This window comes from Streptomyces sp. AC627_RSS907 (assembly GCF_019049165.1).
The window spans coordinates 1-613 of record NZ_JAGMUE010000693.1 but is presented as its reverse complement, the minus strand read 5'-3'; the positions used below and the strand labels follow the sequence as shown (position 1 = coordinate 613).

Genomic DNA, 613 nt, shown 5'->3' with positions numbered 1-613 from the left:
CTCCAGGAGGTCATGTCGTGAGCGTGGCGCCACCCCACGGTTCCCCCCACGCGGCCGTCCGCATCGAGCGCTCGTTCCTCAAGCCCTTCGGCGCGCTGATCGAGGCGACCGGCGACGCGGACGTCAACGCCCTGTCGCCCGCCCTGCTCGCACGCTGGGTCGGCGAGTTCCGGGTGGTCGTGCTGCGCGGCTTCGCCGGCCTGTCCAAGGAGGAGTTCGCCGACAGCGCCCGCCGCTGGGGACCGCTGTTGACCTGGGACTTCGGCGAGGTGCTCGACCTGGTGGTGCAGGAGCGCCCGAAGAACTACCTGTTCACCACCGGCTGCGTGCCCTACCACTGGGACGGCGCGTTCGCCGAGCAGACGCCGGCGTACATGTTCTTCCAGTGCCTGCGGGCGCCGCTGGCCGACGCGGGCGGCGAGACCACCTTCGTCGACACCACCCACCTCCTGGACGCCGCCGAGCCGGAGCGCCGGGCGCAGTGGGAACGGGTGTGGATCACCTACACCGTCGAGAAGCGCGGCCACTTCGGCGGCAGCTTCACCACGCCGCTGGTCTCCCCGCACCCGATCACCGGGCGCGCGACGCTGCGGTACGCGGAGCCGCTGCCGGC

General features: G+C 72.3%; 1 protein-coding gene. It reads left to right on the top strand.

What is annotated here, in order from left to right:
• Window positions 1-17: 17 nt before the first annotated feature.
• Window positions 18-613: TauD/TfdA family dioxygenase (locus KUM32_RS37845; protein WP_217146356.1), on the top strand; the 596-nt coding region annotated here is incomplete at its 3' end.